Below are 23,486 nucleotides of genomic sequence, written 5' to 3'. Positions count from 1 at the left end.
GTCAGCCGCCAACCCCATCGCGCAACTGCTCATGGTGGCGGATCACCTCGTCGATAATAAATCGCAGGAATTTCGCCGAAAATTCCGGATCAAGATCGGCGTCGGTAGCGAGTTGTTTTAGCCGGGCAATCTGTTTGGCCTCGCGGTCAGGGTCTGCGGGAGCAAGGGCAGATTTTGCCTTGTGTTCGCCCACGGCCTTGGTGATCTTGAAGCGCTCGGCCAGCATAAACACCAGCGCAGCATCGATATTGTCGATGCTTTGCCGATAGGCGGAGAGAATGGGGTCTTCTGCCATGGTCCGATTCCTGTGCTATCCGGTTTGGAGCAACATAATAGGCTTAGGGCTTGCCATATGGCCAGCCAATTGCCAAATCCCTTTGCATGACTGCTACCGTGCATCCTCTCAATCGCGATACCCCGCCGTCGCTCAACCCGATCATGTCGCTGGTGGCGCAGGATATGAATGCGGTGAACAGCATCATTCTTGATCGGATGCAGTCGGAAATCCCCCTGATTCCCGAACTTGCGGGCCATCTCATCGCTGGCGGCGGCAAGCGGATGCGGCCTATGCTGACGCTGGCGAGCGCCAAGCTGCTCGACTATCCTGGAACCCGGCATCACAAGCTGGCTGCGGCGGTGGAGTTTATCCATACCGCGACTTTGCTGCACGATGATGTGGTTGATGGCTCCGATATGCGGCGGGGCAAGACCGCGGCGAATCTGATTTTTGGCAATCCGGCGACGGTGCTGGTTGGCGATTTTCTTTTCAGCCGGTCGTTCGAGCTCATGGTTGAGGATGGCTCGCTTAAAGTGCTGCGCATCCTCTCCAATGCCTCGGCGGTCATTGCCGAGGGTGAGGTAGATCAATTGACGGCGCAGCGTCGGATTGAGACCGATGAGGAGCGTTATCTGTCAATAATCGGCGCGAAAACGGCCGCGCTGTTCGCGGCGGCCTGTCGTATCTCCGCCGTAGTGGCAGAGCGCGATGAGGCGACCGAATTGGCGCTAGATTCATACGGCCGCAATCTTGGGATTGCTTTCCAGCTGATCGACGATGCGATTGATTATACATCGGACTCTGAGACGATGGGTAAAGGCGTCGGTGATGATTTCCGCGAAGGCAAGGTGACGCTGCCGATCATCCTCTCCTATGCGCGCGGCAATGCCGAGGAACGCAAATTCTGGGAAGATGCGATTGCCGGGCATCGCAGTAGCGATGAGGATCTGGCCTATGCCATCCGCCTGATGCGCGAAAATGGCGCAGTGGATGATACGATCGAGCGTGCGCGGCTTTATGGCCAGCGGGCGATTGACGCGATTGCCGGTTTCCACGCGGCCGATGCCAAAGCGGCGATGACCGAGACAGTGGCCTTCGCCATTTCGCGTGCTTATTAGGGCGTAATGTCCGGTCAAACCCTGCCGATTGCGGTTGTTCTACCTAAGTTGATGATGGTGCTGGAAAAGGCGCCCAATGCAGTTTTAATCGCGCCGCCGGGTGCGGGTAAGACGACGGCTGTAGCGCCGGAGTTGCTGAAGCAGGATTGGTTGAACGGCAAAATCTATCTGCTTTCTCCACGCCGGGTGGCAGCACGGGCGGCAGCGGAGCGTATGGCTGAGCTGGCGGGTGAGGCTGTTGGCGGAACCTATGGCTATATGACCCGGATGGACAGCCGCACCAGCGACAAAACGCAGATTGTGGTGATGACCGAAGGGATCTTCCTGCAGCAGATACAGCGCCAGCCTGATCTCCCCGAAGTGGCGGCGGTGCTGTTTGATGAGGTGCATGAGCGCAGCCTCAATAGTGATTTCGGACTGGCATTGGCATTGGAGGCGCAGGCGGCGCTGCGGCCGGGTGTGCGGCTGGTGGCAATGTCGGCAACGGTTGATGGCGACCGCTTTGCCACGCTGATGGGGGATGCGCCGGTGATTTCCAGTGAGGGCCGCAGCTATCCACTGACCTATCATCATTTGGGGCGTGACAGCCGACAGCCTCTAGCTCCCAGCATGGCGAAGCTTGCGATGCAAGCGCTGGAAGAGACCGAGGGCGATATCCTCTGCTTTCTACCCAGCATAGGGGATATTCGCGCCACTGAGCGACGTCTGACGGACATGGTGGATGATCGCATCGCAATCGTGCCGCTGCATGGAGGGCTGTCGAGTGGCGAGCAGCGACGCTCAATCCGCCCCGATACAGATGGACGACGCAAGCTGATCCTGGCGACCAATATCGCCGAGACCAGCCTTACCATTGATGGCGTGCGCGTGGTGATCGACAGTGGCATGGCGCGCAAGGCGCATTTTGATCTGAAATCGGGCGATACGCGGCTGGTGACCGAACGCGCCAGTCAGGCGTCTGTGGCGCAGCGTGCGGGGCGGGCAGGGCGGCAGGCTCCGGGCATCGTCTATCGTGCCTGGGAAGAGGCGGCGACAAAGGGTTTCCCCGCCTATGACGCGCCGGAAATCATGGATAGTGATCTGATGCCTCTGGTGCTGCAATGCGCATTATGGGGCACGCGGGATGCTAGGGCTTTGCCATGGCTCGACCCGCCACCCGATGCGGCGCTGGCGGTCGCGACCAAGGCTTTGCAAGACTTTGGTGCGATTGATGACGAAGGCGCGATAACGCCGCATGGTCGCGCCATGGCGGCGCTACCCCTGCCGCCACCATTGGCACATATGCTGATAATCGCAGTGCAGAATGGGAAAGCCGAGACAGCGGCGCGCATCGCGCTGCTGCTGCAGGAGCGCGGGCTCGGCGGTGACAGCATGGATATCGAGCAGCGCCTTGGCCGCTTTGGTAACGCATCGGACAAGCGCAGCCAGAATGCGCGCAAACTGGCGGCGCGTTGGGCAAAACTGGCAGAAGCCGAAGCACCCGAAAAGCAAAGCGGCGGTGTCGATCTCTCCGAAGCGCCTGCCGCCATCTGGTTGGCACAGGCCTATCCCGACCGGCTGGCCAAGCGACAGGATGGTGACGGCGAATATTGGCGTTCTGCGGGCGGTCGTCGCTATCGGCTGGATGCGGATTCGTCGCTGCGCGTTGCTGACTGGCTGGTCGTTGGCCATGCGCAAGGCGAGGCCGCATCAGCGCGGATCAGCTCGGCTATGGCGCTGAGCGAGGATGAGGTGCTGCATTGGTGCGCTGGCCAGATTATAGAAGCGGATCATCTCAGTTATAATGGGGAGGCTGATCGGGTAGAGGCGCGGCATGAACGCCGCCTCGGCGCGATCCGGCTTGCCAGCACGCCGATAGCTAAGCCGGACCCGGACGCTGTGGCACAGGCCTTGTTGCAGCATATTTCCGATACCGGTCTCGACGCGCTGCCATGGCCTGAAGCAGCCCAGTCGCTGCGTCAGCGTGCTGCTTATTGCAGGGTGGAGGCTTTATCCGAGGACAATCTGCTGAACACTCTGGAGCAATGGCTATTGCCCGCGCTGCAAGGTCGTAAGCGTTTGGCCGATCTGGACGGTGGCCGGTTGGCCAATGCCCTGCGCGGCCTGCTCGATTGGGACAGCCAGCAGAGTATCGATGCCAAAGCCCCGACCCATTTCACCAGCCCTGCAGGCAGCACGCATGCGATTGACTATGCTACGGAAGCCGGGCCGAGCGTCACCTTGCGGGTGCAGACGCTTTATGGTCTGGCAGAGCATCCGCGCATCGGGCAGCCGCCGATTGATCTGGTGTTGCATCTGACATCGCCTGCAGGACGGGTAGTGCAGACAACGCGTGATCTCCCTGCATTCTGGTCCGGTAGCTGGGCCGATGTCCGGCGCGATATGAAAGGGCGCTATCCTAAGCATGTCTGGCCGGAAAACCCGGTTTCTGCTATGGCCAGCCTCAAGACGAAGAATGCCCAACGCCGCTCTTGACCGCCTGACAGCCATGCGGCAAAGCGCTGGCGCAATCGCTAATATCAGGAAGCAACCATGGCCGCACGTATCTATCAAAACCCCAAAAACGCCATGCAATCCGGCCGCGCTTTGACCGATCAGTGGATTTTGGAGTTTGAGCCTGCTGAGGCGAAAAAGCCCGATCCGCTCACTGGCTGGGCTGGCTCGGGCGATACCCGCCAGCAATTGCGCCTGACATTCCCTGATTGCGAGGCGGCCAAGGCCTATGCCGAGAAATATGGCATTGATGCGCGCGTGGTGCAGACACCGCGGCGCAGTTTGAAAATACAGGCTTATTCGGACAATTTTGGTTGAGTTTTAAGAGCTTTTCGCTTGGTTCAGTTTCTCGCGAAGGCCGCGAAGATTATCAAGAGCGCGAAGCTTAGAAATAATCTCCCCTCCTCTTCAGAGGAGGGGTAGTGAGACTTAGCCCTGAGCGAAGCGAAGGGGTTAGTCGCAGCGGGGTGGTGCGGCGGCACGAGAAGAATTCGTTAACGCGAGCTCGGCTTCGCCTCACCACCACCCCAATCCCTCCTCTGAAGAGGAGGGGCTAATGTCATCCCATCATCTCCGCGCCCATAATCATCAACAGCTTGCCATCCATGGCGCAGCCTTCGGCGCGCTTCTTGTCTACAAAAACACTGATCTCGCGCAAAGGCACCCGATGCACGATGATCTCCTCGCCACCAACTCCGCCACCATCAGAAATACGCACACAGTCTGTCGCACGGAACAGGTGGTAGCTCTCGCTCACCATACCGGGTGAGGAATAGAAACGGCCCATATCCTCGATCATTCCAGCGCGGTAGCCGGTCTCTTCCTCCAGTTCGCGGGCGGCGGCTTCTATCGGCGCTTCATTGGCATCCTCATCGCCGATCAGGCCAGCTGGCAGCTCCAGACAATTCGCGCCCAAAGGCACGCGATATTGCTCCACCAGCAGTACATAATCGTCCACCAGTGCGAGGATCACACCCGCCTCGATGCCGCGTGCACGGCCGACATATTCCCAGCGGCCCTTGCGCTTTGTGGTGATAAATCGGCCTTGCCACATCACTTCTTCGGGCGCCTCATGGTCATGATGATCGGTCATTTGATGGCTTTCTACATATCCTCTCCGGGACGGGGAGGGGACCCATCCTTAGGATGGGGGAGGGGCACTGTCGGTATGATAACAAGCTTGGGGAAGAGTGCGATCCATTCTTAAGAGCGTTCGAATTACTTTCGGAAAGCTTGTAGCTGGCTGCCTGTGCCCCTCCACCAGCTTCGCTGGTCCCCCTCCCCCAAGGGGGAGGATTCACAATTCAATCAACCGATCCGGCAGCTCATTGGGGTTGGCATCGGTTTTGGGGAAATGCTCTGCGAGGACAATACCCACTTTCTCTACCGCTGCCGCCATGCCTTTGCCCGGTTCGCCTTGCTTCACCTCGGCAATCAGCGCCGCCATGGCATCGCCCCAGACTTCCGGGTCCACCTTGGTCGCGATGGCATCATCGGCGACAATCTCGGCGCGGTGTTCTGCCATGGAAAGATAAATCAATATGCCGGTCAGCGCCATGGTGCGGCGTTCGGCACCGACCTTGAAATACTCAATCGCATGATCGCGCACGCGCTGTTCCTTGACCGATTTGGGCGCCAGTGCGATGCGTAACGGCATCCAGGAAAATGCGGCATAGGCAAGGATAAACACCACCAGACTCGCGCCCAATAGCAGGCTCATATATTGCGCTGTGCTGTAACTGGTTTTCCAGCCACTGGCGAACAGCGCGCTGGCATCGACCCAGAAGCTGGGGAAGATCGCCAGGCTGGACAGAAACAGAAACAGCGTGCCAATCGCCCAGTGCAGCCGCACATCTTTATAATCGTCTGACATTTGCGTGACGATGGTGACGATCTCGCCATCGGTGGTGCGTTCGGCATCGCCTACCGCTTGCGTCACTAGCTCATGGTCGTGCGGCGTCATTTGTGGGGTGTTTGCCATTACCAGCCTCCCGATGCGCCGCCGCCGCCAAAGCCGCCGCCTCCACCGCCGAAGCCACCGCCACCAAAGCCGCCTCCGCCAAAGCCACCGCCCGAGGAACCGCCGCCCCAGCCGCCTCCGCCGCCGCCCCAGATGATGATTGGGCCAGCATCGCCGCGACCGCGATAACGCCGCCCTTTGCGTCTGCTGGAGAAGAACATCGGGACAACAAAGACGAGAAGGATAAACAGCCAGAAGATGAGCATACCCGAATTGCCAGAGCGATTGCGTTTGCGGCCTGAACTTTCAGCTCTAGCTGCGATTGCGCGCGCCTCGTCATCGGGCAGACTGAGTTGCTCCACCAGCACCTGCGTGCCGGTGATAATCCCCGCCGGATAATAGCCTTCACGAAAGCGGGGCAGTATATGATCGTTTATGATGCGACTGGCCAGAGCGTCAGTCATGATCGGCTCAAGACCATAGCCAACCTCAATCCGCACTTTGCGCTCATTGGGTGCAACCAGCAGGATGACGCCATTGTCTTTTTCCGCGTCACCATTGGCGGCCTGACCAATGCCCCATTCACGGCCCAGTTGATAGCCATAATCCTCAATCGGATAACCCTGCAGACTGTCGACTGTGGCGACAACAAGCTGGCGAGTGGAATTGGCCTCCAGCGCCTCCAGCTCATCAGTAAGGGCTCTTTCCTGCCCCGGATTCAGCAGATCAGCCTGATCGACGACACGGCCCGTCAGCACAGGGAAATCCTGCGCCTGGGCTAAGTTCACAAAGTTCACACCTATGAGCAGTGCGAACAAATATGCTAAGTATCTGACTTTATTATACACTTATCAGAATTCTACTGTCGGTGCAGTTTCCGAACCGGCAGTAGCTTCAAACGGTGCCATAGGCTCTGCGCCATGGATCAGTTTGGCACCAATCGCATCCGGGAAGGTACGGATCGTAGTGTTATATTGGCGAACCGCCTCATTATAATCGCGCCGGGCGATATTGATGCGGTTCTCCGTGCCTTCCAACTGGCTTTGCAGATCGCGGAAATTGGCGTTGGACTGGATCTGCGGATAGGCTTCAAATGAAGCAAGCAGACGACCCAGACCCGAACCCAGCTGCTCCTGCGCAGCGGCGAATTCGCCGATCTTGCTGGCATCTGTCAGATCATTGGCATTGACCTGAATCGAGGTCGCTTTCGCGCGTGCCTCGGTCACTTCGGTCAAAATGTCGGATTCGGATTCGGCAGCCGCCTTTACCGTGTTGACCAGATTGGGGATCAGATCAGAGCGCCGCTGATAGGCGGATTGTACATCGGCCCATTTTGCTTTGGCTTCTTCTTCGGCGGTAGGCACGCTGTTAATGCCGCAGGCGGACAGCGTAATGGTCGCGGCGACAAGCGCCAGATATTTCCAGAGTCGCATAGAGGTTCCCTTCTCATGTGCTTTTGCACGTCTAAGCGTTATATAGGTGCAACACAGCGCGGTTTCAATTGCAATTCACGTCCTTGATGGACGCAAAAATGCTCTGCAGGCTCTCGACATTTGTTTCTCGCGGACTAGAAACCCTAGCGCAAAAGGAGACAGCAATGTTTGGCGAGTTCAAGGATTTTATCACCCGTGGCAATGTGATCGATTTGGCGGTCGCGGTGATTATCGGCGGTGCATTTGCAACGATTACCACGTCTTTGACCGAGGATATTATCATGCCGGTGGTCGGCGCGATCTTTGGTGGTGCGGACTTCGCCAACAACTTTATCCTGCTCGGCCCGGTTCCGGCGGATTATACGGGCTCGATGACCAGCTTTGCCGAGTTGAAAGAGGCGGGCGTGCCGCTGCTCGGCTATGGCCAGTTTATCACGGTGATTATCAACTTTTTGATCCTCGCCTTTGTCGTCTTCCTGATGGTGCGTCAGGCGAACAAGATGATTGAGGCAGCGAAGAAGGAAGAAGAAGCCGCAGCAGAGCCGGAAGGCCCGAGCGAAAAGGAATTGCTCGAGCAGATTCTTGAAGAGCTTAAGAAACAATAGTTTGCGGGATACTATGGCGGCGCATTCTGGCTTCAAAACGCCGGATTGCGCGATCCGTCACTTTTCATTCAGAAATTTTGCGCTATATGGATAGCGTTCGTTTCGGCGGACTATAACGATAAAGTGCAGCGTGCAATAGATGCAGCGGACCCGGGGGCAGTACCCGGCGGCTCCACCAGATATCCCGTATTTCGGGGTTTCTGACGGGGCCGAACCAGGATCGACGTGTGTTGAAAAGCGGTGTTTTCGTTCGGGCTGAGTAACCCGTTAAAGGCTCAAAACCAATAAGTGCAAACGATAACGAAGCACTCGCACTTGCTGCCTAATCATGCGGCCTAACGGCTAGAGATTAGAAAGTAATTTGCGCGGTTGGACCCACCGGGCAACAGAAGGGATTCCAGCGGCCCGAGGCGCGCCGGGCAACAGAAGCGCCTCACCTCTATCTCTCCTCAGAAAGTTTAGTCTTCCGGACCGTAAGCGCGCTTGTAATCAATCGCGTCGATGATCTTTGCGCCCGCCATAAATACCGCACCGGTGCAGCATAGAAACAGCAGCCAGCCCCCAGTACCGGGGAATTGTTCAAGATATTTGGAACCACGCTCCACCGCGCCAAGCGAAAGCGCATAGATAATCAGATAGGCTTCAAATTTGGTCTTGATGATGAACAGGCGGCGCAGTTTTTTCAGCATGATACATATGAGTGCAATCATCATGCCAATGGCAGAAATGCAGGACTTATGATGGTTAGCATTTGGTAAATTGTAAGCTATGCCGACAGTGTCAGTCGCCGCTGCTGGCAAGCAGTTCGTGCAACCCTGTGGCTTCCAGTAACTTCGCTCGTGCCAGCGTCACCTGCTCAATCAATTGGTTAGATCCGATAGCATCGCTGGCAATCTCTTCCGGCCAATGCTGTTCGATCACTGCTGCGATGGTCTTCAGCTTATCGGGCGTTGCGATAAAGCGGCTGTCCACCGTTTCAGGATCAGCAACAACGCGGAGGCGCAAACAGGCCGGGCCGCCGCCATTGGCCATGGACTGACGCACATCGACAGGGATCAGCTTTCGGATCGGGCCATTGCCTGCGATCATCTGTTCCAGCCAGCTCCACACCGCGGTGGTCTCCTGCGCCTCGGTGGGCAGGACCAGTGCCATTCCGGCATCGTCGGGCAGAGTTACCAACTGGGCGTTAAACAGATAGCTGCGAATAGCATCCGCCAACGAGACGTAGGCTGCAGGAACCTCAACAATCTCGACCCAGGGGCAGAGTTCGCGCATAGCCGTATAAGCGCCTTCGCGATCGGCAAAGGCCTGTTCATGGGTGAACAGCACATTCTCATTTGCCACCGCGACCACATCATTGTGGAAGGCGCCTGCGGCTATGGCGGTCGGAGATTGCTCGATAAACAGCGTCTTGGCGGGATCGAGCCCATGTTTGCGGGCAATGGCGCGACTGGCTTCTTCATGCTGGCGCGCAGGGAAGGCGCCGCCGGAACGGCCATAGACAAACACCTCCACGCCAGCCTCACCATGCCCTGGACAAAGCCGCATATGATTGGCCGCGCCCTCATCACCATAGGGCGCAGGCACTGGACCATGCACCGCAAAATGCTGCTCATCGGCAAAGGCCAGACGCAGCTGCGCCAGCGTATCAGGCCATTCATGGCTGCGATGCGGCATGGTCACCAGGTTGGCGACGCTAAGATGGCAGCGCTGGTCTGCGCTGTCGGGGGCCGGGCTGACGGTGGCGGCATTGGCAGCCCACATCGATGAGGCGGAAAGCGCGGCAGCGCGGATATGCGGATCGGCACTGGCATATTCGGTCGCCAGCGATTCCAGCCAGCCATGATCGGGACGGGGCAGGGGCATGAAAAAGCCCTGCGCCAGACCAAGATCAAGATTAGCCTGCATCTTGGCAATGCCTTGCAGCGCCGCATCTCGCGGGCGTGAGACGGCACCGGCATTATTGGCTGAGGCAAGATTGCCCGGGCTCAGGCCAGCATAATTGTGCGTCGGGCCGATAATGCCGTCAAAATTGATTTCAGTGAGTGGCATGGGTTTGCTTTCTCAGTTGCTATCTCCCCTCCTCTTCAGAGGAGGGGCAGTGAGACTTAGCGCCGTAGCGTTAGCGAAGGCGGTTAGTCGCAGCGGGGTGGTGCTGCCACAAGCGCTTTGCTTGTTTAGTGTCCACCACCCCAACCCCTCCTCTGAAGAGGAGGGGCTTTTGTGCTTTACCTTCCAATCATCAGCAGCTCTGCACCGCTCTCAATATCCAGCGTATCAATCGCGTCATCATCGAGCATCACGCCATCATCGGTTTTTGCGACCATGGCGTAAGCGCAGCGGAAGTCACGCAGCTTTCCGGTGGCTATCAATGCTTTATGCGCGGTTTCGGCGGTGCTGTCGTCGAGCCGGTCGATCAGCTTGGCGCGTTCAGCGCCTGCAATCGACTTCACATTGTCGGTGCGCGCTACCATGGTCGGGCCACCGTCAAAAATATCGACATAGTTTTCAAAGACAAAACCTTCATTCTCCAGCATCCGCATTGCCGCCCGTCCGCTGACATGCGGCCGACCGATAACATTGCGCGCATCCTCGTCGAGCATGGCGGTGTAAATCGGGTTTTTCGGCATCAGATCAGCGATAAACTGATTGCCGTGCAGCGCGTTGAACATGTCGGCTTCATCAAAACTCATGCCGAAGAATTTCCCGCCAATGCCATCCCAAAAAGGGGAATCGCCCGCATCATCAATAATGCCGCGCAGTTCCGCCAGCACCTGATCGGCAAAGCGCGCGCGGTGCTGGGCGATAAACAGATAACGACTGCGCGCCAGCAACAGCCCAAGCCCACCTGCGCGTTCATTGGGGTGAAGGAACAGCCCGCCAACTTCGGACGATCCTTCAAGATCGGTGACCAAGCTAAGCATTTCAGCACGAAATGTCCGGTCCAGCTCATCACTATATTGGGTGAGCGTGCTCATCCGATAGGAGTAAAATGGCCATTGCTGACCCACCTTGGTGAACAGCTGGCAGGTGCCGCGCACCTGTTTGGTGTCGATATTCTCCAGCACCATGACAAAGCGCTCATCGTCTAGCTCGTCGACAGTGCGGGCAAAGGCGGTATCCGACTGCTCCAGCTTGGCCTTTAGCGACGGGCGATCGGCGGGCAGATTGGTAAAGCCCCCGCCGGTCAATTTCGCCATTTCATAAAGCGCCTGCAGATCATCGAGCCGCGCCGCGCGAATACGAAAGCTCATAACCCGCCTCGCTTGGGCAGATATACGTCATAGTTCGGCGTTGCCGGTTCCGTAGCGGCAAGAAGGATCATTGTTGTCATGACCGATCCTTTAGCGCCTAAATCACCATGTCGCCAGCCATGACAGTGGACGTTTACAAGCCGCTTCGCTTGCGTCATAGGGAGGGCCGCTTTTCCTCCCCGGATCCATATATGAATAGTGCTTTGTGGCTGCCAATAGGGCGGCAGAAGCCAAGAATCGGGAGCATAGAAATGACTAACCATAGCGAACGTGCAGGCCTGCAGATTTACTCCGGGCTTGTCCGCTTTTTTGAGGAAGAGGTGCTGCCGCCGCTGGGCGTACAGGCCGATGCGTATTGGACAGGTCTGGCCGATCTGCTTGCCCGATTCGCTCCGGAAAATGCCGAATTGCTAGCCGAGCGTAGCCGCATCCAGAACGCGATTAGTGAATGGCACAAACAGCAGCCCGGGCAACCGGAGCAGGGGGCCTATACCGCTTTTCTCAAGGACATCGGCTATCTGGTAGACGAGCCGGAAGCCTTCACCGTTTCCACCGACAATGTCGATCCCGAAATCGCGACCATGGCCGGGCCGCAACTGGTGGTTCCGGCGCTGAATGATCGGTTCGTGATCAACGCCGCCAATGCGCGTTGGGGCAGCCTTTATGACGCGCTCTATGGCACTGATGCGCTGGACGCACCGTCCGCCAGACCGGGTGGCTATGATGCCGAACGTGGTGCTGCAGTGATCGCCAAAGCGCGGGCGCTGCTCGACGAGATTGCGCCGCTGAAGAACGGGAGCTGGAGCGACTGGACTGGCGGCGATGTTGATCTGGCCGGTCCCGCCGAACTGGTCGGGCACGATGGTGAGTCGCTGCTGATCCGTCACAATGGCCTGCATCTGATCGTGGTGATTGACCGCGAGCATTATATCGGCCGTGATGACCCGGCAGGTATTGCCGATGTCATCATGGAAGCGGCGATCAGCACCATCATTGATATGGAAGACTCGGTCGCGGCGGTTGATGGTGAGGACAAGCTCACCGGTTATCGTAACTGGCTCGGCCTGATGCGCGGCGATCTGACCGCCACCTTTGCCAAGGGCGGCAAGGAGATGACCCGTACCTTGGCGGGCGACAAGAGCTTTACCGACTTGCAGGGCAATAGTTTTACCCTGCCGGGTCGCAGCACGCTGTTTGTGCGTAATGTCGGCCATTTGATGACCAATCCGGCGGTGCTGTTGCCCGATGGCAGTGAGGCGCCTGAGGGCATATTGGACGCCTGGTTTACCACCACTATTGCCTGCCATGACCTTAAGGGCCTAGGCCCGCAGCGCAATAGCCGCACTGGCTCGGTCTATATTGTGAAGCCGAAAATGCACGGGCCCAAGGAATGTGGCTTTACCAATCGGCTGTTCGACGCGGTTGAGGACGGGCTGGGGCTGGCGCGCCATACGATCAAAGTCGGCGTGATGGATGAGGAGCGCCGGACATCGGCCAATCTCGCCGCCTGTATCCATGCGGTGCGCGGGCGGATCGCCTTTATCAATACCGGCTTTCTCGACCGCACCGGCGATGAAATCCACACCGCAATGCAAGCCGGCGCGATGGTGCGCAAGGCGGATATGAAGCAATCGCGGTGGATCGACGCTTATGAAAAGCGCAATGTCGCCATCGGCCTGAAGCACGGCCTGTCAGGCCGGGCGCAGATCGGCAAGGGCATGTGGGCCGTACCGGATATGATGGCAGATATGATGGAGCAGAAGATCGGCCATCCCAAGACCGGCGCCAATACCGCCTGGGTGCCAAGCCCGACGGCGGCGACGCTGCATGCCATCCATTATCACCGGGTCGACGTGTTCGCGCGGCAGCAGGAAGTGGTTAGCGAGCCAGTGCCGGAGCTGGACGCACTGCTGACTGTGCCATTGGCCGAAAATGCGCGCTGGTCGGAAGAAGAGATTACCGCCGAGCTGGACAATAATGCGCAAGGGATATTGGGCTATGTCGTGCGCTGGATTGATCAGGGCGTGGGTTGTTCCAAAGTGCCCGATATTCATGATGTCGGCCTGATGGAAGACCGCGCGACGCTGCGCATCTCCTCGCAACATATCGCAAACTGGCTGCACCACGGCATTTGTACTGCCGAGCAAGTCGATGCTGCGCTGCTGCGCATGGCGGCAAAGGTCGATGCGCAAAATGCGGGTGATCCGGCCTATCAGCCGCTTATCGGCAATGAAGATGCTCCGGCCTTTAGCGCCGCGCGTGATCTGATTTTCAAGGGTACGCAGCAGCCAAGTGGCTATACCGAGCCATTGCTGCACCACTATCGGCGCGAATATAAGGCGCAATCTTAACCTAAAGTCGTCCCCGCGAAGGCGGGGACAAGGCTTTCCTTAAGCCAGATATTTTCACGCGGAGACGCGAAGGCGCGGAGATTTGGCACCGAGCACAACCTTCTCCGCGCCTTCGCGTCTCCGCGTGAATCAAAAAAAGTCTAAGCCCCGCCTCGGCGAAGCCGAGTTTATCCTGAGCGCCTGCCTTGCAGGCAGTCGAAGGGCGGGGCTGACGGGGAAGTTAAGGCAGTTCTCTCGCAAGTCGGACAAAATCCAGCACACTGAGCGTTTCAGCACGCCGCATCGGATTAATATCGCATACCTCCAGCGCTTCCAGCGCGCCAGGGACCGATTTCAAGCTTTGCCGCAGCATCTTGCGGCGTTGACCAAAAGCTGCGGCGGTGAGGCTTTGGATGATATCAGAACGCACGCCGTTGGGGGCTTCATCGGGAATGACATGCACTACTGCCGACATCACCTTTGGCGGTGGTGTGAACGCACTGCGATGCACTTTCATCGCCAGTTTAGCAGTACTTCTCCACTGGGCCAGAACCGCTAGGCGTCCATAGGCACCGGTGTTCGGCTGGGCGACGATCCGCTCTGCGACTTCGCGCTGAAACATCAATGTCAGTGTTTGCCAGAGTGGCGGCCAGTCTTCGCCCGATAGCCAGTCAACCAGCAGCGCCGTGCCGACATTATAGGGCAGATTGGCAACGATATGACAGGGACCATCGCTCAACTGATCGAGGGGCAGGGCGGTGGCATCGCCCTCTATTACAGTAAGCCGACCGGCAAAGGAGTCGGATAGCTCCGCCAATGCCGGAAGACAGCGCGAATCCCGTTCCACAGCGGTTACCCGAGCTCCAGTGCGCAGCAAGGCACGCGTCAGACCACCCGGACCGGGACCAATTTCAATCACATGCGCATCGGCCAGATCGCCGGGTATGGCGGCGATCCTGTCCAGCAATTGCTCATCAAGCAGGAAATTCTGACCCAGCGCCTTGCTGGCCGACAGCCCGTGGCGCGCAATGACCTCTCTGATCGGCGGGAGTGCGGGGTCTGCGCTACTCGCCATACAGATCGCGATGATGGCGCGCTGTCATCGCCATTTTGATTGCAGCGATCATGGACGTTGGGTTGGCAATGCCTTGCCCGGCAATATTGAAGGCGGTGCCATGGTCTGGCGAGGTACGGATGATCGGCAGGCCAAGCGTCATATTGACGCCATCATCAAAATGCAGCGCCTTGATGGGGATCAGCGCCTGATCATGATATTGGCAGAGCGCAACGTCGTAATTCTCTCTGGCTGCCGCATGGAACATGGTGTCGGCCGACAATGGCCCGACAATGTTCAGTCCTTCTTCTCTCAGTTCGGCGATGGCGGGAGCAATGATATCCTGTTCCTCATTGCCAAGTCGGCCATTCTCTCCAGCATGCGGATTGAGCCCGGCAACAGCAATACGTGGATTCTCAAGACCAAAATTGCGGTGCATGCCCTTGGCAGCCGTCCGTGCACGAGCTTTGATCAGTTCCGCTGTCAATCGCGATGGGACTTCGGATACAGGAATATGCACCGTGATGGGCACCACCCTGAGGCTCGGCCCGGCCAGCATCATCACGGCATTCTCTTTGGCCACCCCGCAGCGTTCGGCGATAAATTCGGTCTGACCCGGATGGGTAAAGCCTACTTTCTGTAGCTGATCCTTAGAAACCGGCCCGGTGATGATACCCGCCACGCCATTGGTGCGTGCCAGACCGACACCAAGCTCCAACGCCTGCAAAGCACATTGCGCACCGGTTGTATCGGGCTGTCCGGCAACAACCTCGCTGCAATCCTGTACGTTGAGCACCGGCAGAGCGCGGTCAAAGCATGCGGTGGCTTCTTCTGGATTGGAGATACGCTCGACCAGAAGGTTGGGCAGGCTTTCAAAGGCGCAGCTGCAACCGATGGCAAAAAAGGGTGCCAACTGATGCTCTTTGCGCGCCAGCCAGCTTTTACCAATGATTTCCGGCCCGATGCCAGCCGGATCGCCTGATGATATTGCGTAAACGGCTGGTGTCATAAACCCGGTCAGTTATACTCAATCACGGCATCACGGCGCAGATCGCGCAGATAAATCTGTGCGCGTTTATTTACCCGCTCGTCCTCAATGGTCCGCATCATTTCGTCGGCTGAAGGACCAGTTGCGACCTTGGGATCGTCACGTCCGCAAAGCACCAGAACCCGAACGCCATCCTTAACTGAACCAAATGGCGGAGTCGCCTCGCCAACTGAGAGGTTAAGTAGTGTTTGTTGCAAAGGACCAGGAAGATCACGGACTCGTACATTGTCATTGTCGACAATTGTGGCACCGACTTGTTGTGCTGCGCGTTCCGCATCGCCACAACCTCGTATCGCTTTTGCCGCATTAGCAAATGCCGCTGCTCGATTAGTGGCATCGCCTTCGTCTATTCCTTGCGGAAACTGAATGGCAAGTTGCTTAAGGCTAAGTCTGGCATCGCGTGGATCCGCGCTTAGGATCTGGCGCTTGTCGATCAGATAAACGATAGAAAACCCGCCTGGAATCTCAATTGGGCCCGCAAGCTGACCGACCGACATGGTGCGAGCGGCTTCGGCTAGCTCATTGGGTAGAAACTGCAATTTGACCCAGCCCAGATCGCCGCCGCTAGCCGCCGTGGTAGCCTCGGACCATTGTCGAGCATAGGCGGCAAAACTTCCCCCCTGCTGCAATTGCTGCATGATTCTGCGGCCATTTTGAAAAATCTCATTCGCGTTGTTCGGTGTTGCTGAAAGATAAATCTCGCCCAGGCGGTACTCCTCCGTACCTTTGTCAGCTTCAAGTCTTTTCAGAATCGACTGAACCTCTTCTTCCGAGACATTGATAAATGGCTGCACATTGCGCCCTAACAACCGTTGCCAAGCAAGCTCGCCCATGATTTGACGCTTCAGGCTGTAAGGTGATGATCCGTTCTTGCGGAGAAAACCATCCATCTCAGCCGGGTCAATACGGAAGTTTCCTTGAGCTACGCTTTGATAGGTTCGGTTTATATCCGCTTGCTGTATCACAATGTCATTCGCTGCGGCTTCCTGAATCTGAAGTGTTTCGTCGATCAGGTTACGAAGGACCTCCAGCCTCAAGCTCTTGAGTTGTTCATCGCTGGGGGTTTTGCCGCCGCTTGCGGCGACGATTAACGCTAGCCGCTGATCAATATCAGTACCGGTAATAATCTCCCCGTTAACGATAGCCGTTGCCCGCCGCATATTTGGGTCATTACTACCAAAAACTGTTAGTTTTTCGGGCAGATTGAGCTCAGTCGACGGGACTTCGCTATCATTGACTGTCTGGGCCAAAGCTGTAGCCGTGAGCAGGGCGAAGGTCATTCCGGCAGCTAAGCCCTTCAGTGTCTTTCTAAATGCCTTGATTGGTTGATTCATCGTCATCTTTACAGTGTTAAAAAAGGGGAATGCTTGCATTCAAAAATGCCATGTCCTCAATGGCTAGCCATAACTGGCTGAATATACGCTGAGTAGAATTGGGAGGCTGAATAGACAATAGCGTAGACAATGCCAAGTCGGTTGACGACACAAGCCAATCAAATTCCAAGGTTGCGCAATCGGAAACGCAGCAGGAAGCTGTCGCCGCGCGGGGCATCGCCGATACTGACAAAATCGCGCCGCCAGGTCAGTCCGAGCGAGATACAGTCATCATCATAGGCAATGCCGAGACGGGTGCGCAGCGGTTCAAACCCGTCAGAAAAGTTGGTTGGGTCTTCCTGCGCGTCCGTCAGATCGAAAATGCCAGAGCCAAAGACTGACCAATATTGATCAAGCTGCACACGACCAGCGACACGCAGCTCCTCGCGATCCTGCAAATCCTCGATTTCCTCGCCGATATCGCGGTTCAGGCGCAGATAACCGACCTGAAAATAGGTGCGTCGTGAACCTATTGTGGCGTCAATCTCGTTGCGGCGCAGCGACAAATTGCCCTTGTCGAGCCGATAGCGGTGACTGAACTTCACGATATCGCGAAAGCGCACATCGGTGCGACCGGTAATGTCCGAGGTCTGCTCAGCAAGGCCGGTGCCTTCCGGGATAACATCGCTCTTGTTGTTGAAGCGATAGCTCTGGCCGATATTGGCGTCTATTCTGAGACCGGGGCGCTGCAGATTCCAGTCGAGGCCATAAACGACGCGCAAACCATCCTCGACCCGGTCAAAACCGGGCAGGCGGTTAAGCGCAAACAGGTTGCTCGCCTCCAGCTCAATCGCGCGGGCATCCTCATTGGGGATATCGTCATTCTGCCCCGGTGTGGTGGCAACCAGTTGCACACGCGGCGTCAGCGTCTGTGTGCCGCCAAAGGCTTTGCCGACAAAGGGCCATTGAAAATCCGCTGCGACAGAGCCGATCGCGCGCGCCTGAAAGCCCTCGGTACCACGATAGACGAGTGTCTGCGTCAGCGCATTCTCATCGCTGTTATAGACATCACCACGGCCATAAGCGGTCAGGGTGACCAGCTGTCCGCCAGGCGTCACCCGGCGCAAATCCCATTGTGCCGATGCAAAGGCGCGCTGCGTATCCTGTCCTTCGGTTCGCGCAATAGCGAGGGAATTGACCCGAAACTCAAACTGGCCGCCAGCAACCGGATCGTCCATACGCTGACGAAAATCGACAATCGGCAGGGCGATGGGAACCTGTCCCTGCGGGTCATCAACGCGCAGAGTCTGCGTCGCCCATCCTTGCAACGAGAAATAGCTGTCACTGTCGATACGTTCAGCGCGAAAAGTCGAGCGCAGCCGGTCGTCACGGCTGATATCATAGCGGCGTAAAAAGGTACGGTCTGTCGCTACCCGGATCGAGGAGGATATATTCCAGTTCTCATCAAGCTGAAAATTGCCAACGCCATCAAAATAGCCGCGAAAATCCTCTTCGGATGACAGCGGTTCGCGCGAACCCACCGGGATACGCGAGCTGGCGGTGGCATAGCCGGTCAGCTGATAGGCGCCTCGTTCGGTCAGCGCGCGATACTCGGTTTGCAGCATCGGCAACACATCGGAAAAGACGTAGGGCGTGACCGTCAGATCGCGATTGGGCGCAAGGGCAAAATAATAGGGCTGGCTATACTCAAGGCCATTGGCCTGGCTGATCCGGCCATTGGGGACGAGCAGGCCGGAGCGATTGCGCTCGTCAATCGGATGGCTGAAACCGGGGAGCGGGATAAGCGGCAGGCCAAAAAGCTCAAGCCGGGCCCCTTCATATCTGACCGTCTTGTCTTCCTCATCATAGGCGACGCGGACAGCCTTGATCTGCCAGCTCGGCGATTTCGGGCAGCCTTCACTGTCCTGCACAGCGCAGGCGGTATAGGCGGCTTCGTTGAGGATGATCTCGCTGCCGTCACGCTGGCCCTGATTGGCGACGATGCGGCCGCCTTCATCCAGCACCAGCAGGATATTCTGGATCACGCCTTCGCGCACGTCTTCGGTCAGGGTAATGTTGTCGCCATAGAGCACCGCGCCCTGTTCATCGATGATACGGACATTGCCATCGGCGGTAACCGCACCGCTTTTGCGATCCCAGATAATCGTTTCGGCGCGCAACAACTGCCCCTTGCGGCGCATTATGACGTCACCGCTGGCGGTCACCACATCGGCTTCGCTGTCATAGCTTATGGTATCGGCAGAGAACTCGACCTCGCGCTCATTATCAGACGCTTCAGGAGAGCTTTGCTCACTCGTCTCTTCCGGCAATCCTGCTTCAGCATTGGTCTGTTGCTCCGCTATTTCCTGTGCTGCAGCAGTTGCAGGCAGAATCAGGGCAGACCAGGCCAACAGACTCGTGCCCGCGCACCAATATGCACTCCGCAAACGCGCATAATCGGCGCGACAGCGATGTTTCTTGCGTCTCGTCCCGGACAATGGGTTCACCTCTTCTGCGCCGGTCTTTTGCACAAAGGCGGCAAAAGGCAAAGTGAGAAAGACGAACTTCCCCGGAAATATGATCCAATGATTGACCCTGATGCATGAAGACGCTTTAAGCCGGGGCATTGCATTTCTATATGACTGGCGAAGCGCTCAGCGCTCTTCGGTTCAAAATCCATTTTCAGGAGTATCCCCATGCAGATCAGTTTTTCCGATAGTCATTCCGCAGACGCCCTGCGTTGCTATTGCGTGGGATCGGATGATCTGAAGACGGCATCACTTCCGGTGGATGGCCATGTGGTGGAGGCCGCACGCGGCGCACGCTTCCGCGGCCGCGCAGGCGATGTTTTTGAGACTTTTGTTGCGGGCGATGGCGCGCCGCTGCGCGTTGTTCTGATCGGTATCGGCGACAAGACCGCTGGCGCGCGCGATCTGGAGAAAGCCGGTGCGGCGCTCACCGCACGCTATCTCACCTCCGGGGTGACGGCGGCGCATATCGATCTGGCAGCATCGCCATCATCGCTGTCGGCTGAAAACACCTCCAGCCTGCTGACTGGTATATTGCTGCGTAGCTGGCGCTTTGACCGCTATCGTACCACCATGGCGGCGGATGCCAAACCAACTTTGGAAACGCTCACTGTTTCGGACGCGGCTGAGGGCACTGAAAGCCATTGGGAACAGGCCAAGGCGATAGCCGAGGGCGTTTTCCTCACCCGTGAGTTGGTCGCACAACCGGCCAATGTGCTTTACCCTGAGAGCTTTGTTGAGCGTTGCGAGCATCTGAAAGAGTTGGGCGTGGAAATCCGTGTGCTTGACGATGCCGAGATGAAAGAACTCGGCATGGGCGCGCTTTTGGGCGTGGCGCAGGGATCAACACGTCCGGCACGCATATTGGCGATGCGTTGGGATGGCACTGATGGTGCGGATAAGACACCGGTCGCTTTTGTCGGCAAAGGCGTGACCTTTGATACAGGTGGCATTTCGATCAAGCCTGCTGCCGGTATGGAAGATATGAAATGGGATATGGGCGGTGCCGGTGCGGTTGCCGGTGCGATGAAGGCGCTCGCTGGGCGCAAGGCCAAGGCGCATGTTATCGGCATTTGCGGGCTGGTAGAAAATATGCCCGATGGCAATGCCCAGCGCCCGGGCGATGTCGTCACCAGCATGTCAGGCCAGACCATCGAAGTGATCAACACCGATGCCGAGGGTCGGTTGGTGTTGTGCGATGCGCTGCACTGGTGCCAGGAAACCTACAAGCCGGAATATGTCATTGACCTTGCAACGCTGACCGGTGCGATCATTATTTCGCTCGGCCATGAATATTGCGGCATGTTCAGCAATGATGACGGGCTGGTCGATATGCTCAATGGCGCAGCGGACGCTTCGGGTGACCAGGTCTGGCGCTTCCCGCTCGGCAAGCCTTATGACAAGCTGATTGACTCCCCGATTGCCGATATCAAAAATGTTGGGCCGCGCGGTGCCGGTTCGATTACTGCCGCGCAATTCCTGCAGCGCTTTATTCAAGATGGCGTCAAATGGGCGCATCTGGATATCGCCGGTATGGCTTGGGCCGACAAGCCGGGTGCCGTCTGGGACAAGGGCGCGACCGGCTATGGCGTGCGTCTGCTTGACCGACTGGTCGCCGAGAATTTCGAGCAGAAATAGACGGTCTGGTTATTCTCTCATATCCCGCGCAAGCGGGAGCAAGGCTGTATTAGTGCACACAAAGCCAAAAAGGCACTAAGACGCTGCTTTAACTGGCTTGGCTTTTTGTGTCTTAGTGGCTTTGTGTGCACTAAAGGCATGTTTGCCGCTCGCGCGGGGTTGGATATGGTAGGAATACGGCAAGTGACAGACTTACAGCCTGACAAGCTAATCTAGGGATGCGGGTCGATTTCTACCAACTGACCCGCGATCCCGTCGCGCATCTGTTGCCCGATCTGGCTGAGCGGACGCTGGCGGGTGACAAGCGCATGGCCATCCTTGCCGATGATGCGTTGCTGATCGATGCGATCTCCGAAGCGCTTTGGACCAGAAAGCCAGAGAGTTTTCTGGCGCATGGCGTTGCCGGAGAAGAGCAGGAAGCCGATCAGCCGATCTTGCTGATGCGCGCCCTTGCTGATGGCGACATGCCGCCGAACAAGGCCGGCTTCCTCGCCATTGCCGATGGTCAGTGGCGCGACCATTGCGATCAGTTTGAGCGGATATTCTTCCCCTTTGAACCCGGTCATATCGATGCCGCGCGTTCTGCATGGAAGTCGCTGAAAGACAGGGAAGGTGTCACCCGGCATTATTGGAAACAGGATGGTCGCCGCTGGGTGGAGCAGGGGTAAGGCCTCGCCCTTATCCAATGTAAATTATCAGCGAGATTGTGGCGCGCAAGCACAATTGCGCTTATGCCTATGCAAAACCTATCAGCATCTATGGAGCGGAAGCATGAAGAGACTGGCCATTTTGAGCAGCGCATTGTTGGTAACGGCCTGTGGCGGCGGTGGCGGTGAAGGCAGCAGTGGCGATGAAATCACCCTGCGCGATGGCGATGCCGAAATGACTGTCAACAGTGATAGTGGCGATCTCAGTCTCAATGTCGAGACCAAGGGGGGCAGCTTCACCGCCAAGACGGATAATGATAATACCGAGGATACACCCTATGGGCTGAAGCTCGCATCCGATGCCGAAGTCATGACCAATATGAAGATGGAAGATGAGGGGCATATGGCGTCCCATACGGTGATTTATACCACCAGCCAGTCCGCCGATGACATGATGGGCACCTATCGTGCGGAAGCAGAATCGGCAGGGTTTTCTGTGACCCAGAGCGGTTCGATGGATAAAGCCAGCATCCTTTCTGCCAAGCGCGGCGAAAAAGAGCAATTGCGGGTTGTCGCGTCGCCTGATGGCAGCGGCAAAACCACGGTGAATCTGACCGCCAATATCACGGAATAACAGGCTATCGGCCATTGCGAGACAATCGCCCTTGCAAGGCGGCTATAGCGCAGCTAAAGGCGCGCCAAACATAATATGCCGTTAATTTGCAGGAGTTCTCCCCCATGGCCGTTACCCGTACATTCTCGATCATCAAGCCTGATGCCACCCGCCGCAACCTTACCGGTGCGGTTACCCAGAAGCTGGAAGAGGCTGGTCTGCGCGTCGTCGCTTCCAAGCGCATCCACATGACCCGCGATCAGGCGGAAGGCTTTTATGCCGTGCACAAGGAACGCCCGTTTTACGGTGAACTGTGCGACTTTATGACCAGCGGCCCGGTTGTGGTGCAGGTTCTGGAAGGTGAAGATGCCGTGAAGCGCAACCGCGACATCATGGGCGCCACCAACCCGGCAGATGCTGCCGAAGGCACCATCCGCAAGGAATTCGCCGAGAGCATCGAAGCCAATTCGGTACATGGCTCAGACAGCGACGAAAACGCGAAGATCGAGATCGATTTCTTCTTCAGCGCAGACGAGATTGTTGGCTAAGCATTAAGCCAGATATGATTTCAGAAAAGCCGCCAGAGCGATCCGGCGGCTTTTTTATGCGACGTTAGAAGCCACTGATGAGCATATCGATGGCGTCAATGATTTCAGTATGGTGCTCGGCCAATGAGTCTATCGGAGTAGCTAACTCCGATGCCCGAACAGTCGCTGCCAATTGAGGATAAAAAACAAGGTCTTTATCCTGCACCTTGAATACAGGGTTGAGTCTCGGTGTCGGCCTTCTCGAATTTGTTGGCGGCAGCAATGGTATAATGAAACGGGTTGCGTAGTGGTCAAGCAGGTCAGATTGGTAGTTGACGACCATGGTACCGCTGGAGCGCAGTTCATAGACGTCAAAGCGCGCCATTAGAATTGGCGATGCTCTTCCAAAGGCAGTCCGTTTTCAGCAATCCACTCGTTAAATGCATCAATTGCCTCGCGGTTTTCTTCTAACCACTGCTCCCCTTTGGCTTTTGCGATTTCTGAGCGCAATCCATTCTCACAAGCCTGCGACACGTTGATTCCGAGTTGCTTCGCTTCATCCACAGCTACTGGATCGAGCGTTATATTGGTGGCTTTGCGCGGCGTTGAATGTTTCATGCGCATAATATATGCGCATTACCTCGAGTT

23 protein-coding genes and 1 other RNA gene are annotated in these 23,486 nt (G+C 57.1%); 10 read left to right on the top strand and 14 right to left on the bottom strand.

Features of this window, described 5'->3' with window-relative positions; genetic code table 11:
• Position 1: 1 nt before the first annotated feature.
• Positions 2-295: a chorismate mutase gene (locus tag RB602_RS10445; RefSeq protein WP_317080509.1), complete on the bottom strand. Its 294-nt coding sequence runs from the start codon at positions 293-295 to the stop codon at positions 2-4.
• Between the two features lie 86 nt (positions 296-381).
• Between RB602_RS10445 and RB602_RS10440 the strand changes: the two genes are divergently transcribed.
• Genes RB602_RS10440 through RB602_RS10430 form a run of 3 tightly spaced genes read left to right on the top strand, consistent with a single transcriptional unit; the run spans position 382 to position 4,206 of the window.
• Positions 382-1,395, top strand: a complete 1,014-nt coding sequence (locus tag RB602_RS10440; protein ID WP_317080508.1) for a polyprenyl synthetase family protein — start codon at positions 382-384, stop codon at positions 1,393-1,395.
• Between the two features lie 6 nt (positions 1,396-1,401).
• The gene (gene hrpB, locus RB602_RS10435; RefSeq protein ID WP_317080507.1) at positions 1,402-3,870 is read left to right on the top strand and encodes an ATP-dependent helicase HrpB; all 2,469 of its coding nucleotides are present in this window, start codon (positions 1,402-1,404) and stop codon (positions 3,868-3,870) included.
• A gap of 57 nt (positions 3,871-3,927) precedes the next feature.
• Positions 3,928-4,206 carry an ETC complex I subunit gene (locus RB602_RS10430; protein ID WP_317080506.1) on the top strand — a complete coding sequence of 93 codons (279 nt, stop codon included), beginning with the start codon at positions 3,928-3,930 and terminating at the stop codon, positions 4,204-4,206.
• 241 nt (positions 4,207-4,447) lie between these two features.
• Here the strand turns inward: RB602_RS10430 and RB602_RS10425 are convergent, their stop codons facing one another.
• From RB602_RS10425 to RB602_RS10410, 4 genes are all read right to left on the bottom strand, one after another.
• Positions 4,448-4,981 carry an NUDIX hydrolase gene (locus RB602_RS10425; RefSeq protein WP_317080505.1) on the bottom strand — a complete coding sequence of 178 codons (534 nt, stop codon included), beginning with the start codon at positions 4,979-4,981 and terminating at the stop codon, positions 4,448-4,450.
• 204 nt (positions 4,982-5,185) lie between these two features.
• The gene (locus RB602_RS10420; protein WP_317080504.1) at positions 5,186-5,869 is read right to left on the bottom strand and encodes a TPM domain-containing protein; all 684 of its coding nucleotides are present in this window, start codon (positions 5,867-5,869) and stop codon (positions 5,186-5,188) included.
• Positions 5,869-6,636, bottom strand: a complete 768-nt coding sequence (locus RB602_RS10415; protein WP_317080503.1) for a TPM domain-containing protein — start codon at positions 6,634-6,636, stop codon at positions 5,869-5,871. The genes RB602_RS10420 and RB602_RS10415 overlap by 1 nt, the downstream gene beginning before the upstream one ends.
• Positions 6,637-6,699: 63 nt before the next feature.
• Entirely contained in the window at positions 6,700-7,281 is a 582-nt protein-coding gene (locus RB602_RS10410) for a LemA family protein (protein ID WP_317080502.1), read from the bottom strand.
• A 164-nt stretch (positions 7,282-7,445) separates the two neighbouring features.
• Here RB602_RS10410 and mscL point away from each other — a divergent pair, with 164 nt between their 5' ends.
• Together mscL and ssrA are read left to right on the top strand one after the other, a co-directional pair.
• A complete protein-coding gene (gene mscL, locus RB602_RS10405; RefSeq protein WP_317080501.1) occupies positions 7,446-7,886 on the top strand; it encodes a large conductance mechanosensitive channel protein MscL in 441 nt (146 codons plus the stop codon).
• Positions 7,887-7,943: 57 nt separating this feature from the next.
• Positions 7,944-8,286: a transfer-messenger RNA gene (gene ssrA / locus RB602_RS10400) on the top strand.
• 58 nt (positions 8,287-8,344) lie between these two features.
• Here ssrA and RB602_RS10395 read toward each other — a convergent pair.
• The 3 genes from RB602_RS10395 to RB602_RS10385 form a co-directional block, all read right to left on the bottom strand.
• Positions 8,345-8,599: a hypothetical protein gene (locus RB602_RS10395; protein ID WP_317080500.1), complete on the bottom strand. Its 255-nt coding sequence runs from the start codon at positions 8,597-8,599 to the stop codon at positions 8,345-8,347.
• A 67-nt stretch (positions 8,600-8,666) separates the two neighbouring features.
• Positions 8,667-9,938 (bottom strand): N-succinylarginine dihydrolase, encoded by a 1,272-nt coding sequence (locus RB602_RS10390; protein ID WP_317080499.1) that lies wholly within the window; start codon positions 9,936-9,938, stop codon positions 8,667-8,669.
• A 176-nt stretch (positions 9,939-10,114) separates the two neighbouring features.
• Positions 10,115-11,140 (bottom strand): arginine N-succinyltransferase, encoded by a 1,026-nt coding sequence (locus tag RB602_RS10385; protein WP_317080498.1) that lies wholly within the window; start codon positions 11,138-11,140, stop codon positions 10,115-10,117.
• A 251-nt stretch (positions 11,141-11,391) separates the two neighbouring features.
• Here RB602_RS10385 and RB602_RS10380 point away from each other — a divergent pair, with 251 nt between their 5' ends.
• Entirely contained in the window at positions 11,392-13,491 is a 2,100-nt protein-coding gene (locus RB602_RS10380) for a malate synthase G (RefSeq protein ID WP_317080497.1), read from the top strand.
• Positions 13,492-13,711: 220 nt separating this feature from the next.
• Here RB602_RS10380 and rsmA read toward each other — a convergent pair whose 3' ends face one another.
• The 4 genes from rsmA to RB602_RS10360 form a co-directional block, all read right to left on the bottom strand.
• Positions 13,712-14,545: a 16S rRNA (adenine(1518)-N(6)/adenine(1519)-N(6))-dimethyltransferase RsmA gene (gene rsmA, locus RB602_RS10375; RefSeq protein WP_317080496.1), complete on the bottom strand. Its 834-nt coding sequence runs from the start codon at positions 14,543-14,545 to the stop codon at positions 13,712-13,714.
• The gene (gene pdxA / locus RB602_RS10370; RefSeq protein WP_317080495.1) at positions 14,535-15,533 is read right to left on the bottom strand and encodes a 4-hydroxythreonine-4-phosphate dehydrogenase PdxA; all 999 of its coding nucleotides are present in this window, start codon (positions 15,531-15,533) and stop codon (positions 14,535-14,537) included. The genes rsmA and pdxA overlap by 11 nt, the downstream gene beginning before the upstream one ends.
• 8 nt (positions 15,534-15,541) lie before the next feature.
• Positions 15,542-16,906, bottom strand: coding sequence for a peptidylprolyl isomerase (locus RB602_RS10365; RefSeq protein ID WP_406568418.1), 1,365 nt, complete (start codon positions 16,904-16,906; stop codon positions 15,542-15,544).
• A 158-nt stretch (positions 16,907-17,064) separates the two neighbouring features.
• Complete coding sequence (locus RB602_RS10360; protein WP_317080494.1) at positions 17,065-19,296, bottom strand: LPS-assembly protein LptD; 2,232 nt, start codon at positions 19,294-19,296, stop codon at positions 17,065-17,067.
• A 285-nt stretch (positions 19,297-19,581) separates the two neighbouring features.
• Between RB602_RS10360 and RB602_RS10355 the strand changes: the two genes are divergently transcribed.
• The 4 genes from RB602_RS10355 (at position 19,582) to ndk (ending at position 22,859) form a co-directional block, all read left to right on the top strand.
• Positions 19,582-21,051, top strand: coding sequence for a leucyl aminopeptidase (locus tag RB602_RS10355; protein WP_317080493.1), 1,470 nt, complete (start codon positions 19,582-19,584; stop codon positions 21,049-21,051).
• A 218-nt stretch (positions 21,052-21,269) separates the two neighbouring features.
• Positions 21,270-21,719 carry a DNA polymerase III subunit chi gene (locus tag RB602_RS10350; RefSeq protein WP_317080492.1) on the top strand — a complete coding sequence of 150 codons (450 nt, stop codon included), beginning with the start codon at positions 21,270-21,272 and terminating at the stop codon, positions 21,717-21,719.
• 103 nt (positions 21,720-21,822) lie between these two features.
• The gene (locus RB602_RS10345; protein WP_317080491.1) at positions 21,823-22,332 is read left to right on the top strand and encodes a hypothetical protein; all 510 of its coding nucleotides are present in this window, start codon (positions 21,823-21,825) and stop codon (positions 22,330-22,332) included.
• Positions 22,333-22,436: 104 nt separating this feature from the next.
• A complete protein-coding gene (gene ndk / locus RB602_RS10340) occupies positions 22,437-22,859 on the top strand; it encodes a nucleoside-diphosphate kinase (protein ID WP_317080490.1) in 423 nt (140 codons plus the stop codon).
• A gap of 64 nt (positions 22,860-22,923) precedes the next feature.
• On the opposite strand, the gene RB602_RS10335 is transcribed toward ndk, so the two are convergent.
• Both RB602_RS10335 and RB602_RS10330 read right to left on the bottom strand, forming a co-directional pair.
• The gene (locus RB602_RS10335; RefSeq protein ID WP_317080488.1) at positions 22,924-23,223 is read right to left on the bottom strand and encodes a CcdB family protein; all 300 of its coding nucleotides are present in this window, start codon (positions 23,221-23,223) and stop codon (positions 22,924-22,926) included.
• Positions 23,223-23,462: a type II toxin-antitoxin system CcdA family antitoxin gene (locus tag RB602_RS10330; protein ID WP_317080487.1), complete on the bottom strand. Its 240-nt coding sequence runs from the start codon at positions 23,460-23,462 to the stop codon at positions 23,223-23,225. Before RB602_RS10330 ends, RB602_RS10335 begins: the two co-directional genes overlap by 1 nt.
• Positions 23,463-23,486 lie beyond the last annotated feature (24 nt).

This window comes from Parasphingorhabdus sp. SCSIO 66989, from assembly GCF_032852305.1.
GTDB lineage: Bacteria > Pseudomonadota > Alphaproteobacteria > Sphingomonadales > Sphingomonadaceae > Alterisphingorhabdus > Alterisphingorhabdus coralli.
Note: the sequence above shows the minus strand (reverse complement) of the source record. Positions and strands in the feature narration are given on the sequence as shown.

Bases quoted from the DNA above. Each gene is read 5' to 3' on its own strand.
- RB602_RS10420 (WP_317080504.1), bottom strand. From the start codon at position 5,869: ATGGCAAACACCCCACAAATGACGCCGCACGACCATGAGCTAGTGACG.
- RB602_RS10385 (WP_317080498.1), bottom strand. From the start codon at position 11,140: ATGAGCTTTCGTATTCGCGCGGCGCGGCTCGATGATCTGCAGGCGCTT.
- ndk (WP_317080490.1), top strand. From the start codon at position 22,437: ATGGCCGTTACCCGTACATTCTCGATCATCAAGCCTGATGCCACCCGC.
- RB602_RS10445 (WP_317080509.1), bottom strand. From the start codon at position 295: ATGGCAGAAGACCCCATTCTCTCCGCCTATCGGCAAAGCATCGACAAT.
- mscL (WP_317080501.1), top strand. From the start codon at position 7,446: ATGTTTGGCGAGTTCAAGGATTTTATCACCCGTGGCAATGTGATCGAT.
- RB602_RS10355 (WP_317080493.1), top strand. From the start codon at position 19,582: ATGCAGATCAGTTTTTCCGATAGTCATTCCGCAGACGCCCTGCGTTGC.
- RB602_RS10395 (WP_317080500.1), bottom strand. From the start codon at position 8,599: ATGATGATTGCACTCATATGTATCATGCTGAAAAAACTGCGCCGCCTG.
- RB602_RS10390 (WP_317080499.1), bottom strand. From the start codon at position 9,938: ATGCCACTCACTGAAATCAATTTTGACGGCATTATCGGCCCGACGCAC.
- RB602_RS10410 (WP_317080502.1), bottom strand. From the start codon at position 7,281: ATGCGACTCTGGAAATATCTGGCGCTTGTCGCCGCGACCATTACGCTG.
- RB602_RS10365 (WP_406568418.1), bottom strand. From the start codon at position 16,906: ATGAATCAACCAATCAAGGCATTTAGAAAGACACTGAAGGGCTTAGCT.
- RB602_RS10380 (WP_317080497.1), top strand. From the start codon at position 11,392: ATGACTAACCATAGCGAACGTGCAGGCCTGCAGATTTACTCCGGGCTT.
- RB602_RS10345 (WP_317080491.1), top strand. From the start codon at position 21,823: ATGAAGAGACTGGCCATTTTGAGCAGCGCATTGTTGGTAACGGCCTGT.
- RB602_RS10440 (WP_317080508.1), top strand. From the start codon at position 382: ATGACTGCTACCGTGCATCCTCTCAATCGCGATACCCCGCCGTCGCTC.
- pdxA (WP_317080495.1), bottom strand. From the start codon at position 15,533: ATGACACCAGCCGTTTACGCAATATCATCAGGCGATCCGGCTGGCATC.
- RB602_RS10425 (WP_317080505.1), bottom strand. From the start codon at position 4,981: ATGACCGATCATCATGACCATGAGGCGCCCGAAGAAGTGATGTGGCAA.
- RB602_RS10430 (WP_317080506.1), top strand. From the start codon at position 3,928: ATGGCCGCACGTATCTATCAAAACCCCAAAAACGCCATGCAATCCGGC.
- RB602_RS10350 (WP_317080492.1), top strand. From the start codon at position 21,270: ATGCGGGTCGATTTCTACCAACTGACCCGCGATCCCGTCGCGCATCTG.
- rsmA (WP_317080496.1), bottom strand. From the start codon at position 14,545: ATGGCGAGTAGCGCAGACCCCGCACTCCCGCCGATCAGAGAGGTCATT.
- hrpB (WP_317080507.1), top strand. From the start codon at position 1,402: ATGTCCGGTCAAACCCTGCCGATTGCGGTTGTTCTACCTAAGTTGATG.
- RB602_RS10335 (WP_317080488.1), bottom strand. From the start codon at position 23,223: ATGGCGCGCTTTGACGTCTATGAACTGCGCTCCAGCGGTACCATGGTC.
- RB602_RS10330 (WP_317080487.1), bottom strand. From the start codon at position 23,462: ATGCGCATGAAACATTCAACGCCGCGCAAAGCCACCAATATAACGCTC.